Origin of the sequence: Pseudomonas sp. TE3-3-F2023 (genome assembly GCF_036784815.1) — a bacterium.
Taxonomy (GTDB): Bacteria; Pseudomonadota; Gammaproteobacteria; order Pseudomonadales; family Pseudomonadaceae; genus Aquipseudomonas; species Aquipseudomonas pudica.
Window position 1 is genome coordinate 3,897,678 of the sequence record NZ_CP145113.1, and the last position, 14,147, is coordinate 3,911,824.

At 60.9% G+C, this 14,147-nt stretch carries 16 protein-coding genes; 7 read left to right on the forward strand and 9 right to left on the reverse strand.

Translation table 11 applies throughout. The features are described 5' to 3' along the window. Window positions 1–56: 56 nt before the first annotated feature. From aroE to V3314_RS17600, 5 genes are read right to left on the reverse strand one after another with little or no spacing between them, the layout of a single operon-like run. A complete protein-coding gene (gene aroE / locus V3314_RS17580) occupies window positions 57–875 on the reverse strand; it encodes a shikimate dehydrogenase (protein ID WP_108481407.1) in 819 nt (272 codons plus the stop codon). Then, window positions 872–2,104, reverse strand: a complete 1,233-nt coding sequence (locus tag V3314_RS17585) for a CoA transferase (RefSeq protein ID WP_046613786.1) — start codon at window positions 2,102–2,104, stop codon at window positions 872–874. Before V3314_RS17585 ends, aroE begins: the two co-directional genes overlap by 4 nt. Continuing rightward, entirely contained in the window at window positions 2,101–2,556 is a 456-nt protein-coding gene (locus V3314_RS17590; protein WP_046613787.1) for a MaoC family dehydratase, read from the reverse strand. The genes V3314_RS17585 and V3314_RS17590 overlap by 4 nt, the downstream gene beginning before the upstream one ends. Then, complete coding sequence (locus V3314_RS17595; RefSeq protein ID WP_046613788.1) at window positions 2,553–2,951, reverse strand: glyoxalase/bleomycin resistance/dioxygenase family protein; 399 nt, start codon at window positions 2,949–2,951, stop codon at window positions 2,553–2,555. The genes V3314_RS17590 and V3314_RS17595 overlap by 4 nt, the downstream gene beginning before the upstream one ends. Continuing rightward, entirely contained in the window at window positions 2,948–3,895 is a 948-nt protein-coding gene (locus V3314_RS17600) for a ketopantoate reductase family protein (protein WP_085598454.1), read from the reverse strand. Before V3314_RS17600 ends, V3314_RS17595 begins: the two co-directional genes overlap by 4 nt. A gap of 93 nt (window positions 3,896–3,988) precedes the next feature. Between V3314_RS17600 and V3314_RS17605 the strand changes: the two genes are divergently transcribed. Beyond that, window positions 3,989–4,900 (forward strand): LysR family transcriptional regulator, encoded by a 912-nt coding sequence (locus V3314_RS17605; protein WP_046613790.1) that lies wholly within the window; start codon window positions 3,989–3,991, stop codon window positions 4,898–4,900. A gap of 59 nt (window positions 4,901–4,959) precedes the next feature. On the opposite strand, the gene V3314_RS17610 is transcribed toward V3314_RS17605, so the two are convergent. Continuing rightward, the gene (locus V3314_RS17610) at window positions 4,960–6,099 is read right to left on the reverse strand and encodes a glutathione-independent formaldehyde dehydrogenase (RefSeq protein WP_046613791.1); all 1,140 of its coding nucleotides are present in this window, start codon (window positions 6,097–6,099) and stop codon (window positions 4,960–4,962) included. 141 nt (window positions 6,100–6,240) lie between these two features. Continuing rightward, window positions 6,241–6,465, reverse strand: coding sequence for a hypothetical protein (locus V3314_RS17615; RefSeq protein WP_046613792.1), 225 nt, complete (start codon window positions 6,463–6,465; stop codon window positions 6,241–6,243). 236 nt (window positions 6,466–6,701) lie between these two features. On the opposite strand from V3314_RS17615, the gene cyoA reads away from it, so the two are divergent. The 4 genes from cyoA to cyoD are packed head-to-tail and all read left to right on the forward strand — an operon-like array spanning window position 6,702 to window position 10,557. Next, window positions 6,702–7,625, forward strand: coding sequence for a ubiquinol oxidase subunit II (gene cyoA / locus V3314_RS17620; RefSeq protein ID WP_338459386.1), 924 nt, complete (start codon window positions 6,702–6,704; stop codon window positions 7,623–7,625). Between the two features lie 5 nt (window positions 7,626–7,630). Next, complete coding sequence (gene cyoB, locus V3314_RS17625; RefSeq protein ID WP_322492967.1) at window positions 7,631–9,604, forward strand: cytochrome o ubiquinol oxidase subunit I; 1,974 nt, start codon at window positions 7,631–7,633, stop codon at window positions 9,602–9,604. 3 nt (window positions 9,605–9,607) lie between these two features. Next, window positions 9,608–10,222 carry a cytochrome o ubiquinol oxidase subunit III gene (cyoC, locus tag V3314_RS17630; RefSeq protein ID WP_085598446.1) on the forward strand — a complete coding sequence of 205 codons (615 nt, stop codon included), beginning with the start codon at window positions 9,608–9,610 and terminating at the stop codon, window positions 10,220–10,222. Next, complete coding sequence (cyoD, locus tag V3314_RS17635) at window positions 10,219–10,557, forward strand: cytochrome o ubiquinol oxidase subunit IV (RefSeq protein ID WP_046613796.1); 339 nt, start codon at window positions 10,219–10,221, stop codon at window positions 10,555–10,557. The genes cyoC and cyoD overlap by 4 nt, the downstream gene beginning before the upstream one ends. 100 nt (window positions 10,558–10,657) lie before the next feature. Here cyoD and V3314_RS17640 read toward each other — a convergent pair whose 3' ends face one another. Then, a complete protein-coding gene (locus V3314_RS17640; protein ID WP_108481402.1) occupies window positions 10,658–12,205 on the reverse strand; it encodes a histidine kinase dimerization/phosphoacceptor domain -containing protein in 1,548 nt (515 codons plus the stop codon). 185 nt (window positions 12,206–12,390) lie between these two features. Between V3314_RS17640 and V3314_RS17645 the strand changes: the two genes are divergently transcribed. Beyond that, window positions 12,391–12,768 (forward strand): response regulator, encoded by a 378-nt coding sequence (locus V3314_RS17645; protein WP_108481401.1) that lies wholly within the window; start codon window positions 12,391–12,393, stop codon window positions 12,766–12,768. Between the two features lie 179 nt (window positions 12,769–12,947). Next, complete coding sequence (locus V3314_RS17650) at window positions 12,948–13,301, forward strand: hypothetical protein (RefSeq protein ID WP_196188455.1); 354 nt, start codon at window positions 12,948–12,950, stop codon at window positions 13,299–13,301. Window positions 13,302–13,604: 303 nt separating this feature from the next. Here the strand turns inward: V3314_RS17650 and V3314_RS17655 are convergent, their stop codons facing one another. After that, a complete protein-coding gene (locus V3314_RS17655) occupies window positions 13,605–14,123 on the reverse strand; it encodes a GNAT family N-acetyltransferase (protein ID WP_085598436.1) in 519 nt (172 codons plus the stop codon). Window positions 14,124–14,147: the final 24 nt, after the last annotated feature.

A 14,147-nucleotide genomic window follows, 5' to 3' on the forward strand; every position in this document is an offset into this window, starting at 1 on the left:
TAGGCCATGTGCAGTTCCATGTAGCGGGCTGGCCCGCTCCCACAGGGACCGTGATCCTACTTGAGGGGAATGGTCAGGCGATCGATCACTGCCCGAGTTTCTGGCCGCACCCCGCGCCACCAGGCGAAAGCCTCCGCCGCCTGCTCGACCAGCATGCCGACGCCATCGGCCAGGCGCGCCACACCCTGCGCCTGGGCCATGCGCAGGAACGGCGTCAGGCCTTTGCCATACGCCAGCTCGTAAGCCAGCCGCGTCTCGCCCAGCACGCCCTCGGGCAGTGGCGGCAGCTCGCCGGTTAGGCTCGCGGAGGTGGCGTTGACCACGATGTCGAAGGACTGTCCCTCCAGCTCCTCATAACGGCTGATGCGCAGCCTCGGATGATCCACTTCGTTGCGCAAGGTGAGCGCCTTGGACATGTCACGGTTGGCGAGTACCAGCTCGCTCGGCCCTGCCTGCAGGAACGGCAGCAGCGCACCACGCACCGCACCACCGGCGCCGAGCAACAGTACCCGTCGATTGCCCAGCGGTTCACCGAGGTTTTCCTCGATATCCCGCAACAAGCCAATGCCGTCGAAGTTCTCGGCAACGATTCGGCCATCCTCGAACTTCAGTGCATTGGCCGCCCGCGCCAGCTGGGCGGCCTCGCTGCGCTGGTCAGCCAGCTCGAAGGCACGCAACTTGAACGGCGCGGTGATGTTCATGCCCAACCCGCCCTCATCGCGAAACTGCAGCACCTGGGCCTCGAAGCCCTCGAGTTCGCCCTCGATGGCGCCGTACTCCAGGCACTGGCCACTGGCCTGGGCGAACAGGCCATGAATCAACGGGGACTTGGTGTGGTTGATCGGTCGGCCGATCACTGCATAGCGGTCGCTCATCGGGCATCTCCGTGGGTGAACAGCACACCGTCTGCTTGCATGGCGGTGATTTCTTCAGGGCTGAAACCTAGGCCGGCGGCCACTTCGGCATTGTGCTGACCGAGGTCCGGGGCCACCTGGTGGATCGTGGTATCACAGTCGGAAAAGCGGAACGGCAGGTTGGGCAGGCGCAAGGTACCGTAGCGCGGGTGCTGCTGCTCGATGACCATGTTGCGCGCCTGGATCTGCGGGTCGGCCACGACTTCGTCGATGCGCTGCACCTTGGCGCTGGGGATGTCGATGGCATCGAGCAATTGCAGGATATCGGCTACCCGGCGCGCACCGACCCAGTCACGCACCACGGCCAGGATCGCCTGCCGATGGGTGTTGCGACCATTGAGGCTGTGGTAGCGGTTGTCACTGCCGAACCCGGGCGGGCCACCGTTGGCCTCGAGCATCGCGGCAAAGCGCTTCCAGGCGTCGTCTACCTGGGCGGCGATCACGAGGTCGCCATCGGCCGCGCGAAACACGCCGTACAGGGTGGAGGTGGGCATGTCATGGCCGGTCTGCTCGGGCAGGACGGTGCCGTCGGACAAGGTGTAGCACTGCACCGCGTATTCATGCATCGACACCAGCGTGTCGTACAGGGCCATGTCGATGTGCTGGCCACGACCACTGCTCACCCGGCCCAGTAGCGCCGCATTGATCGCCGCCACGGCATGAATGCCGGTGTACATGTCGCCCAGGGAAATGCGCAGCAACGGCGGCGCTTCGCCTGGCACGCCGACCATCTGCATGATCCCGCTCTTGGCCTCGGCAATCAGCCCGAAACCGGCGCGGTGGGCATCCGGCCCGGTATGGCCGTACGCGGAGATGGAGCAGTACACCAGTCGCGGGTTGCGCGTCGACAGCTCTGCATAGCCCAGGCCCAGTTTGTCCAGGGCGCCGGGGCGATAGTTTTCGACGAACACATCGGCCGAGTCGGTCAGGCGTTGCATGAACGCCTTGCCACGTGGGTCCTTCATGTTCACGCTGACGCCCTGCTTGCCCATGTTCAGCTGCAGGAAGTAACCACTCTGCTGTTCATCAAGGGTAAACGCGTGCTGGCGGCCGGCATCGCCGCTGCCCGGCCGTTCGACCTTGATCACCTCGGCGCCCAGTGCTGCCAGGCAGCGGCCCACATAGGGCCCGGCCAGGAAGTGGCTATAGTCGATGACGCGGATACCCGCCAATGGCAATGCCTGGCTCATGCCTGCACCCTCCTCGGCACCATCAGCCGGTGCTCGCCACGCTGCACGACTTCGCCGTGCTGGTTGATCAGCTCCGACGGCAAGACCACGATGCCCCAGCCCGGTCGGCTGTTGCTCGGGCGCATCGCCCCCACGCGCATGCGCACGTGCAGCACATCATCGACCTTGATCGGCAGCACGAAGTCCCACGTCCAGCCCAGCGACATGCCCGGTACAAAGCGGTATTCGCACTGGGTCTTCAGGCCGTCGGCGATCGACAGGCCGAACAGACCATGGGCAACCAGGCAGCCGAAGTGGCTAGCGTTGGCATACGCCTCGTCGACATGCACCGGGGTATGGTCGCCGGTGAGCTCGGCGTAGGCCAGGATGCGTTCGCGCGTCACGGTATAGGTGGGGCTGATGCATTCATCGCCCTCACGGGCATCGTCCCAGTATTTTTCAACCACGCTCATGCCACCACCTCTGCACGTGGGTCGATGGCCAGAGCCTGGGCGACGCATTTCGCCGGCAATGCCTGAATGAACTCGACCGCCAGGCCGTCAGGCAGGCGCAGCCAGTTGCGGCCCTGGGGCATTTCGCTGACGCCGAAGCGCTGTGCGGCGGCCAGGGCTGCTTCGAGGTCCTCGCACATGATGCCCAGGTGTGCCATGCGCCCTTCCGGCCCGGCAAAGTCCGGCTGGTGTATGAACTGCAGGCCACCAAGGGTCCAGTACTGCGCAGGCTGCTCGACGTCGCCCTGTATTTCACGCATGGTCATGCCGCACACCTCGCTGAAGAAGCGGATGTGCCACTGGATGTCCCGCACCCAGAACGCAACGTGTTCAAGGTAGGCTTTTGGCTGGCTCATGGATTACTTCCCTTCTGCTGATCGGCCATGGCGCGCTCGATACCCTTGATGCAGGCAACCAGGGTCGCGTTGACCGGCGTAGCCACGCCATGGCGCTGGCCCCAGCGCACGACGGAGCCGTTGATGAAATCGATCTCGGTGACCGAGCCTTTTTCCAGGCTCTGCAGCATCGAGGTACGGAAGCTTGCCGGCAGGCCTTCAGCTGCCAGGCGCCACGCAGCGTCCGGGCTGGTGAGGTTCAGGCGGATGCCGGCACGCTCGGCGACGGCGATGGCCTCGCTCACCGCTGCCTTGGCGGTGCTTTCCAGCAGCGGCTCGCTGTACAGCTGGCCATAACTGAGCATGGTGATGCCGCTGAGCGCGCCTGTCGCGACGTTGACCAGCAGCTTGTCCCACATGGTGCCGAGAATGTTGTCGCTTACCGTGGTGGCGAGCCCGGCGCCATTGAAGACCTCGGCAATGGCCTGCACACGGGAGGTCCGTTGGCCATCGAGCTCGCCGATGAAGGTGTGCTTGCCTGCTACACCGGCACGAATCGAACCCGGCGCCAGCAGCACGCCACCGACATAGGTCTTGCCGGCCAGTACCCGCTCACGCCCCACGGCCTCGGCCAGGATGTCTTCGTGGCCAAGACCGTTCTGCAGTGACAGCACCAGCGTCTGCGGCCCGATCAGCGCCTTGGCACCGGCAATCGCCTCGCTGGTGTGGAACGACTTGACCAGCACCACTACCAGGTCCGCCACGCCCACGGTTGCCGCATCGCAAGCCGCCCTAACCCGGACCTGCCGCTCGCCGCGCTCGTCCTGTACCCGCAGCCCGCGCAGGTTCATCGCCTCGACATGTGCCTGGCCACGATTCAACAGCCAGGTTTCGTGCCCCGCCTCGCTCAAGGCCGCACCAATGGCGCAACCCAGGGCGCCGGCGCCCAGAATGCAGATTTTCAAATCGCGGACCTCCTGTGGTTTGCGACCACCTTATGCAGCGAGGCTTATTTCGGCTATACAATGAGATCAATAGACCTATTGAGTTTTGCAATAATGAGTACGCTCGATGCCTTGCCTGATCCCAAGCTGCTGCAGCTGTTCGATGTGCTTTACCAATGCCGTAGTGTGACCCGCAGCGCCGAACAGCTCGGCCAGAGCCAACCTACCGTGAGTATCTGGTTGGGGCGCTTGCGTGAAGAACTCAACGATCCGCTGTTCGTGCGTACCCCTGGGGGGATGGCCCCTACCCCGCGGGCAGACCAGTTGATCGGTCCATGCCGCGAGGTGCTGGAATCGCTGCGGCGCCTGACTACCTGGGAGCCGCAATTCGTTCCGGCCACAGCGCAACGGCGCTTTCGCCTGTGCGTCAGTGATGCCAGCCATATCACCCTGCTGCCCAGCATCCTCAACCACCTGCGTACGCATGCGCCGGGTATTCGCCTGGAGGCGGCGCGCATAGATGGCAATACCGAAAGCGCGCTGGAGTCGGGCGAGGCGGACCTGGCCATCGGCTTCGTGCCTTGGTTGGGTGCGGGGATGTATCAGCAAGTGTTGTTCGAACAGGACTGGGTCTGCTTGAGCGACACGCGACACCCTCGACTGGGCAAAGGCATGACCGTGGCGCGCTACGAGGCCGAGGGGCATGTACAAATCAGTGCCGGGACCGGGCAGAAGTTGCTCGAGGCTGGGCTGGCACGGGCCGGCATCGAACGCAGGATAATGCTGGAGCTGCCGGCGTTTCTTGGGTTAGGCATGATTGTCGGGTCGACCGACCTGGTGGCTACGCTGCCACGGCACATCGGGCAGACACTTGCCGACATGCATGGTCTGCAGGTGCACGATTGCCCGTTTGCAGTGGAGGGTTTCACGGTAAAGCAGCATTGGCACGCGCGCTACCAGCAAGACAGCGGGAATCGCTGGATGAGGGAGGTGGTTCGGGGCTTGTTTCAAGCAGGTGCCAGTTAGCTCACCAGACGAACCCCTCCCTCGCCGAGTTTCCTTCCCTGGAAGCTTCGGGGTGCGAGTCAGGCAGCAGGCTTGAGCACCACCTTCGTCCAGCCATCATCGCGCGCATCAAAATGCTTGTAGGCGTCGGGACCTTCAGCAAGCGTCAAACGATGGGAAATTATCTGGGAAGGCTTGGCGCGCCCATGATGAATGAGCTGCGCCAGGCGGCGATTATAGGCCTTCACATTCGCCTGGCCTGTGCGGATGAACTGGCCCTTGAACCAGAACGCTCCGAAATCGAAAGCCATCTTGCCCTGCTTCGCCAGGTCGTTCTTCGCACCCGGGTCTTCTGGCACGAACACACCCACGACACCTATGCCACCGGTAGCCTTGGTTGAGGCAACCAGGTTGTTCATGGTGAGGTAGTTCGCTTCATGGCCATGCTTGTCGCAGCACTGGTAACCCACACATTCGCATCCCCGATCGGTGCCTCTGCCGTGGGTCAGGTTCATGATCTCGTCCACGGCCTTTTGCTCGACCGCGTTGATGGGGGTTGCCCCAAGCTGCGCGGCCAGCCTCAAACGATCCGGCTGGTTGTCGATCACGAATACCTCGGAGGCACCTTTGATGATTGCCGAATAAGCCGCCATCAACCCGACAGGGCCCGCTCCATAGATCGCAATGCTCTCGCCCGGCTGCAGGCCGGCAAGCTCTGTTGCATGCCAGCCAGTGGGGAAAATATCCGAAAGCATGACGTAGTCATCTTCACGTTCCTGGGCGTCCTCCGGCAACACCAGGCAGTTGAAATCAGCGTATGGCACACGCAACAGCTCGGCCTGGCCACCTTGGTAGGGTCCCATGTCGGCAAAGCCGTATGCGGCCCCGGCAGTCCCCGGGTTGGCGGTGAGGCAAAACCCTGTAAGGCCTTTTTCGCAGTTTTCGCAGAACCCACAGCCGATGTTGAAAGGCAGGCTGACCCAGTCGCCGACCTTGACGCGGTCCACCCCTGCCCCGACCTCTATCACCTCACCGAGGTTCTCATGGCCGAACACACGCCCGGCCTCGAACGATGTGCGCCCCTCATACATGTGAAGGTCGGACCCGCAGATATTGGTGGTGGTGATGCGCACCAGCACATCAGTTGGTTTCTCGATTCTTGCATCGGTGACATTCTTGACGGCCACGTCGCGCGGTGCGTTGTATACGATTGCTTTCATGCTGAACTCCCAGAAGTCAGGGGCGATGGAAAGCGCCCTACCCTGTTGGGGTAATCGATTTACCCCGGTGTTCAGTGCTGTACGTGAATAGCAGATCAGTGGCGCTAATCATCGTCGCGCCTTTGATCTGTTGCCGTTGCCTCAGCGGCGGCGTTTCCTGTCGGCCTCCTCGAGGTGCTGGTTGATCTGGCGCGTCTGTTCTTCCTGTTCATGAATGGAGGTGGGCGTAATGACTTTGTCCACCGTTTCGGTATCCGGGTCAGGGCGCTCGAGCAGCGGGTCTGGCGCCCGGTGCCCTTGCTGCGCCTCTTCAGAAGACAGCGGCCTTGGGACCTTGTCGCCGGTCTTGCCTTCATCAGGTTTCATGCGCTTCTCCTCGCATCAATGAATGTTTGCAGAAGAGTCCGACGGCGGCAAAAAGTTTGATCCGCTTGCTTTGGGGCAAACACCGCCCGCCCCTCGCCGAGGCTGTGGAAAGAAAATTCCTCGAGTTTGCATAACACCATTCGTCGTGATTACGGGATTTACATACAACCTTCCTGCCCGGGTCGTCCTTCTACATCAACACAACAAACATTCGGCAACAATTACAGGATCCGCGCATGGCAGAGGGAACTACTAAAGCCACACGACTACTCGGCCTGTTGATGCTGGGCGTCATCACGCTGCAGCTTTCGGGCTGCGACATGGTGCTGTTCAACCCCAAGGGCCAGGTCGGGCTGGAACAACGCAATCTGATCATCCTGGCCACGCTGTTGATGCTGGTGGTGGTCGTCCCGGTCATGATCATGGCGCTGGTGTTCTCGGTGCATTACCGCGCCTCCAACGAAAAGGCGCGCTACACGCCAGAGTGGAGCCACTCGCGCGCAATCGAGGCAGTGGTCTGGGGCGTGCCGCTGCTCATCATCATCGTGCTCGGGGTGGTGACCTGGCGTTCTACCCACGCGCTCGACCCGTATCGTCCGCTGGATGCCGACAAGGCGCCGGTCAAGGTGCAGGTCATCGCCACCGACTGGAAGTGGCTGTTCGTCTACCCCGAACTGGGCATCGCATCGGTCAATGAACTGGCCATGCCGGTGGACACACCCGTGGATTTCCGGGTGACCTCCGATGGCGCCATCACCTCGTTCTTCATTCCTGCGCTGGGCGGGCAGATATATGCGATGGCCGGTATGCAGACCCAGCTGCACCTGATCGCCAATGAGCCGGGCAGCTATACCGGTATCGCCGCCAACTACAACGGCCCCGGCTTCTCCGACATGCACTTCAAGGCCCTTGCACTCGACCAGGCCGGTTTCGATGCCTGGGTGGCCAAGGTCCGCGGCTCGCAACGCCAGCTCGATCAGAGGCGCTATAAGCAGCTGGCCGAACCCAGCGTCGGCCATCCGGTAGAGCATTACGCTGCGGTCGATGCCGGCCTGTTCCAGTCATTGATCGACAAGTACCAGGGCATCAACCGGTCCCGCGAGGTCGAGCGGCGCTTGAGTGCCCCCCAGGATGAATCGCCGCAAGGCAGCAAGGAGTGACACACATGTTCGGGAAATTGACCTGGGATGCCATCCCCTTTGACGAGCCCATCATCATGTACACCCTTGCCGTGGTCGGGCTGATGGGTATAGGCGGGGTCGCGGCCATCACCTGCAAGCGCAAGTGGACGTACCTGTGGAAGGAGTGGTTCACCTCGGTCGACCACAAGCGTATCGGCGTAATGTACATCGTCGTCGCCCTGGTAATGCTGCTGCGCGGTTTCGCCGACGCTTTGATGATGCGCACCCAACAGGCCATGGCCTCGGACGGTTCGCCCGGCTACCTGCCGCCGGAGCACTACGACCAGATCTTTACCGCCCACGGCGTGATCATGATCTTCTTCATGGCCATGCCGTTCGTGGTCGGTTTGATGAACATTGTGGTGCCGCTGCAGATCGGCGCCCGCGACGTGGCCTACCCGTTCCTCAACGCAGTGAGCTTCTGGCTGTTCGTTTCCGGCGCGGTGCTGGTCAACATCTCACTGGGCATTGGTGAGTTCGCCCGCACGGGCTGGGTCGCCTATCCGCCGTTATCCGGCATCGCCTACAGCCCCGGCGTGGGCGTGGACTACTACATCTGGTCGTTGCAGATATCGGGGATAGGCACCTTGCTGACGGGGCTCAATTTCTTCGTCACCATTCTCAAGATGCGCACCACCGGCATGACCTTGTTCCGCATGCCGGTGTTCACCTGGACCGTGCTGTGCACGTCGATCCTGATCCTGGCCGCCTTCCCCATCCTCACCGCGACGCTGTTCATGCTCACCCTGGACCGTTACCTGGGCATGCACTTCTTTACCAACGAACTGGGCGGCAACCCGATGATGTACATCAACCTCATCTGGGCCTGGGGCCACCCTGAGGTGTACATCCTGATCCTGCCGGCATTCGGCATCTTCTCGGAGGTGGCTTCGACCTTTTCGCGCAAGCGGCTGTTCGGCTATTACTCGCTGGTATGGGCGACCATCGTCATCACCGTGCTGTCGTTCGTCGTCTGGGTGCACCACTTCTTCACCATGGGTGCCGGGCCGAACGTGAACGCATTCTTCGGCATCATGACCATGATCATCGCCGTGCCCACAGGGGTTAAGATCTTCACTTGGCTGTTCACCATGTACCGCGGGCGGGTGCGCTTCGAGACACCAATGCTGTGGACCGTCGGCTTCATCGTCACCTTCAGCATCGGCGGCATGACCGGTGTGCTGCTGGCAGTGCCAGGCGCCGACTTCCTGTTACACAACAGCCTGTTCCTGATCGCGCATTTTCATAACGTGATCATCGGCGGCGCAGTATTCGGCTACATGTGTGGCCTGACCTATTGGTTCCCCAAGGCGTTCGGCTTCAAGCTCCACGACCCGCTGGGGCGTGCGGCGTTCTGGTGTTGGCTGGCAGGTTTCTATTTCGCTTTCATGCCGTCCTACTTCCTCGGCTTCATGGGCATGACCCGGCGCCTGAACCATTTCAATGTGCCCGAGTGGCGGCCGTTTCTGCTGCTTGAGATGGTTGGCGTGCTTATCATCCTCTGCGGCGTGGCCTGCCAGCTGACGCAGCTGATCGTGAGCATCCGCAAGCGCCACGAAAACCGCGACCGCACCGGCGACCCTTGGGACGGCCGCACGCTGGAATGGGCCACCGCCTCACCGCCGCCGTTCTACAACTTCGCCGAACAACCGGTAGTGCACGGCATCGACGCCTATTGGGGCATGAAGGAACGCGGGGTCAAGACACTTGTCGAGGCGGACTTCCGCAAGATTCACATGCCGTGCAACACCAGCCTGGGCGTGGTGATCGGCGCGTTGAGCACGGTGCTGGGCTTCGCCCTGGTGTGGCACATCTGGTGGCTGGTGATCGCCAGCCTGCTGGCTACGGTGGCAGCATTGATCGTGCGCAGCTACGACCAGCATACCGAGTACTACGTGACGGCCGAGGAAGTCGAACGCGTGGAAACCGAACGGCGCCAACTGATGGCGGAGGCTTGAGCCATGTCGCATATCGTCCTGAACGAAACTGCCCATCAGCAAGAGCAAGGTTACGAGGATGCGGGCTCGCTGAGCCTGTTTGGCTTCTGGGTCTACCTGATGACCGACTGCATCCTGTTCGCCACGTTGTTCGCCACCTACGCCGTGCTGGGCCAGTCGGTGGCAGGCGGCCCGGGCGCGGCAGACATCTTCGAATTGCCCTACGTGCTCGGTGAAACCGGCTTGCTGCTGTTCAGCAGTATCACCTACGGCTACGCCATGCTCGCCAATCACCGCAACGACAAACGCCGCGTGTTGCAGTGGCTTGGTGTCACCTTCGTGCTCGGGTTGGGTTTCATCGCCATGGAGCTCAACGAATTTCATCACTTGATCGCCGAAGGCTACGGCCCGCAGCGCAGCGCGTTCCTCACCGGCTTCTTCACCCTGGTTGGCACCCACGGCCTGCATGTACTGATCGGCCTGGTGTGGATGGCCTTGCTGATGATTCAGGTGCAGCAGCGCGGCCTGTGCTGCGTCAATTCCACACGGCTGAGCTGCCTGAGCCTGTTCTGGCATTTCCTCGACATTGTGTGGGTGTGCGTGTTTACCGTCGTCTACTTGTTCGGGGTGATCCAATGAGCAGCGAAAGCCAGGTTCATAGCAGCGCCGGGGCCAGCCAGTCCAGCCACAAGTCCTACAACGTCGGCTTTGTGCTGGCTGCCCTGCTGACGCTGATCCCTTTCGGGCTGGCCATGTATCCAAGCTTACCGCGCACCGCCACGTTCCTGCTGGTGCTGGCTTGCGCGGTGATCCAGATTCTGGTGCACATGGTGTTCTTTCTGCACCTGACCACGGCGCGTGAGCAACGCTGGAGCCTGGTGGCGCTGGTGTTCACGGTAGTGATCATCGTGCTGCTGGTGGGGTTGTCGCTATGGATCATGTACTACGTGCACTACAACATGCTCGGTTTGTGAAATCGGATCGACCTGTGGCGCCCTCATGAAAGAACGCGATCAACAGCCTCGTTCAGCCTGACCGGGCAAGACAATGGGGCCACTTTCAAACGCTCGGTGTCTACAGCTTGAAACGGACGTGTATACAGCTTTTACTATCTGTCCGATCCACCTCGACAGCCGCACTGCCGTAGCCGGAATAGCTTTTGACCAAGCGCATGCCGAGGCCCGTGCCCGTCGGCTTAGGGTAATTATCAGGGAATCCATCGCCCTCATCCCTGACGGTGAGCAGGGCATGGTCGCCGGCATGCTTGACGATCACCTCGATGGCGCCCTTGCCGTATTTGAGGGCATTCGTGATCAGTTCAGAAATTACCAATCCCAAAGGTGCCATTCTTTCTGGGGGCAAGACGAAATCGTCAGCCTCCAGCACAATTTTCCGGTCGGCCAAGGCTCTGCCCAGATCCCCCAGCAGAGCATCGAGGTAATCACGAGCGCGCAGTTCCTGGTCTTCGGCAGCTTGATACAGCCGCTCGTGAACCGTGGCAATGGTCACCACTCGCCCGGCGGCGGTTTCAAGTTGCAACTTGACCGCTGCGTCAGGCGTGAGATTGGCCTGCAGCAACAATAGCGTGTTTACCAGGTGAAGGCTGTTCTTGACGCGATGGTGGATTTCTTCGAGGTAGAGGTCGCTTCGGTTTTGCTTGCTATTCTGAGCCTCGATCAGCGACAGCAATTGAGCCTCATACTGATGACGTTCCGTGATATCTCGCGATACTGCGATGATCCGCTCGACCTTGCCGTCCACTCCGAGGATTGGCGCCACCGTCACGTCCCACCATTTTGGATCATCTGCAGAGATGGGGTGATATGCCTCGAATCGAGCGGTTTCGCCACCACTCACTTTTGCCAATGCCTCCCAAACGAGCGAACGAGACTCCTCGGGCCACAAATCATGCCACTGCTGACCTTTCACGTCCGCCAAATGGGTAGCCAGGAAGAGGAGCCCCGTTTCGTTCATGAACTCGATCTCACCGCTTGACGTCAGGATCTCGACCCAATCGGGGCTCGCGTTCAGAAGGGTTTCCGAATAAGGATCGGGAACAGAGACATCTGCTCCCGCAGATATTCGCTCAAGGGCCATGGAAATGACGTTGGAGATACCCTCCAGAAATACCAGATCGCTTTCTACAAAGTCGTCCCCGTCACTGCTGTCGGCTTCGAGGACGCCAAAGGGGCCAAGCACGCCCCGGATCGGGACGTTGATAGCCCGCTCGATTCCGTATTTCTTCAGCAGCTCCGGTGTTCGGAAGCGGTTCTCCATGCCCAGATGGTTCGAGAGCACGGGCCTGTAGGTAGCCAATGCATAGCCTGCCGGGCTTGCTTCATCGGCACCCACGGCAGCCCGACCGATGTCAGAAGCGTCCCAGCCCACGCCGTGTGACAAGATGAAACCTTCCCCCTCCTCTGCCGGCTGCAGCACCTTGGCGAAGCGAGTGCTCATCCCTTCAGCGACGACTTCACAGGCATGGGTCAACAACAAGTCCAGGTCAGTCGCTTTCAAGGCCATCACGCCAAATTCCACCACCAGTTCATGTTGGCGTTGCAGGCGCACATGGGTCTTTTTCAAGGCCGCTCGGATGGTTTCGTCAACTGGTAGCTGCTGCATGGTCTTCCCTTTCGGATTGACGGTTTACGCCCCCGGAAACCGTGCAGAGCGTGAAGGCGGTTCACTTGGCGCCCTTCTACGATAGCCGCTGATCCTTCACGGCGCTTGGAGCACCACTCATCGCTTGGGAGCAACGTCGTAAGGCCAGGACGCCCTAACGCATACGAGAAGCGAGCGAACGACGCATGCCCAAAACCATTCTGATCGTGGAAGACGACGAGCTACTCAGAGATCTCACTGCAGAGAGTCTCTCGTCACTTTACGCGGTAAGCATCACATCCACAGCAAATGCTGACGAGGCGCTTCTCCACCTTTCGCATGAAGAACCTCCTGCGTTGGTCATGACCGATATCCACATGCCTGGCCGCATGGACGGATTAGGCCTGGCGCACGTTATTTGGCGCAGGTGGCCGACCCTACCCGTGATTCTGACTTCAGGCGACACGATCATTGATACCCATTCACTTCCCGTGAGGGCCGCATTCCTGGCCAAACCGTGGGGTATCCCTGATCTGGCCTCGCTGATCGACAGGCTGGTAACCCTGCCCGCCATAGACGGTTGATGACAAGACACGGGGACAAGGATGACTACCAATCACCCCCGCCGGCATGCTCTACAAGGTTTGCCATGGGGCGATGACCGCCGAAGGGTAGCGAGGACTTCCCCGCAGTCGGCAGGGTGCTGGTGGCTGATTCGGTCGCTGCCCGGGGCCTGGTTCGCGAGGACCTTGAAGGCCATTGTATGTTCATCGAAGGCGGCGTAGGGCTGATTGGTGGCGCCAGCGGAGCGGCAATGCTGTTCGGCCTGGACACCAAGCTGTTAGCGATGACTGCCGCTACGCTAACGCCGATAGGCAACCTGCTGCTGCCAAACGACAGTGCCGTGCGCCTGCTGCGCTCGGCCAAGGACGTGATCATGGCTGCCGGACTCAACGCAGGGCTGCAGGCCGGTGCTGGCGCGACGATTTCCCTGGGCGGGCTGTTCCAGATTCAGTCAAGAATGGCAGCTAACCACTCTCGGTGCGCTGCCCGCTTTGGGCAGCTTGAGTGGGTGCATTGTTTCCGGCTTCTGGTTTGTGCACTCGGCTACCTATGAAGATCTGCGCAAGCTCAATGCCAATAAAGAGTGATGGATCGGAGCGGGACTGAAAAAGGCGTCGCTTTGGGTCGATAGCGGGCATCTGTAACCGGGGCCGCTTCGCGGCCCATCGCCGGCAAGCGCGGCTCCCACAGGTACAGCGCATGCCTGAAGGCTGGTCATATTCCTGTGGGAGCTGGCTTGCCGGCGATGAGGCCTGCACTGGCAACAGAGCTTTGGGTCAGTGTTCGCTCTGGGTCGGAAACGGTCAGTCGCGTCCTGCTGCGTTCACCCCATGGCCTCCTTTGGCATGGAGCAGATTCAACCCGGAGCTGATTGGCTTGGCTCTGCCTCCTGCTGTTTGAAAATACGCAATCCGCGCGCTTGATAATTTTGCAGCGCGGCAGGATGGTCCAATGTGCACGTGTGTACCCACAACCGCTCTGTACCGTGCCATTCCCACGCAGATCGAATAGCGTGACTCAAGAGCGCTCCGCCGAACCCACCTCCCAGGAACTGAGGTGCCAACCCGAAGTAGCGGATTTCGCAGTTACAACCGTCAGGGCGATAAAGCTCGTAGTAACCGGCTATCGCACCACGGTGATAGGCAACCCAGGTGCGATGGCACTCCTGTTCAACCAGCGCCTGCCATTGGGAACTGCTCCAGCTATCAAGATCGACCCAACCCCAAGGCGCGCCTACCAGCTTGTAGAGAAACCGATTGAATTCTCCCTGGGGCACTTCACATTCGATGATCTGAAGGTCGTGGCGCTGCGGCTTTTCCTTGAGCTCGGAAACCGAAGTCATTTCCAGGTAATAAGTAATGCAAGAACGTTCCATCATTGATTCCCTGCGTCTTCCCAC